This window comes from Acinetobacter sp. BSP-28, from assembly GCF_044130285.1.
Classification (GTDB): Bacteria; Pseudomonadota; Gammaproteobacteria; order Pseudomonadales; family Moraxellaceae; genus Acinetobacter.
In genome coordinates, this window is record NZ_JBIQOB010000087.1 from 1 (window position 1) to 656 (window position 656).

At 44.5% G+C, this 656-nt stretch carries 1 protein-coding gene; it reads left to right on the forward strand.

What is annotated here, in order from left to right; all coding sequences use genetic code 11:
* Positions 1-656, forward strand: a 656-nt coding sequence (locus tag ACE01R_RS17875) for an EF-Tu/IF-2/RF-3 family GTPase (protein WP_395552816.1), incomplete at both ends; no start/stop codon positions are given.

The window sequence follows — 656 nt, forward strand, 5'->3', positions numbered from 1 at the left end:
CAAGTAGGTGTACCTTACATCCTTGTGTTCTTGAACAAATGTGACCTTGTAGACGACGAAGAGCTTCTTGAGCTAGTTGAAATGGAAGTTCGTGAACTTCTTTCTACTTATGACTTCCCTGGTGATGACACTCCTGTTATCCGTGGTTCAGCTCTTGCTGCGCTTAACGGTGACGCTGGTCAATATGGCGAATCTTCAGTTCTTGCTCTTGTTGAAGCGCTTGACACTTACATTCCAGAACCAGAACGTGCAATCGACAAAGCATTCTTGATGCCAATCGAAGACGTATTCTCAATTTCAGGTCGTGGTACAGTAGTAACTGGCCGTGTTGAATCTGGTATCGTGAAAGTAGGCGAAGAAGTTGAAATCGTTGGTATCAAAGACACAGTTAAAACAACTGTAACTGGTGTAGAAATGTTCCGTAAATTGCTTGACGAAGGTCGTGCAGGCGAGAACTGTGGTGTTCTTCTACGTGGTACTAAGCGTGAAGACGTTCAACGTGGTCAAGTATTGGCTAAACCAGGTACAATCAAGCCACACACTAAATTCGATGCAGAAGTATACGTACTTTCTAAAGAAGAAGGTGGTCGTCACACTCCATTCCTTAACGGTTACCGTCCACAGTTCTACTTCCGTACAACTGACGTAACTGGCGC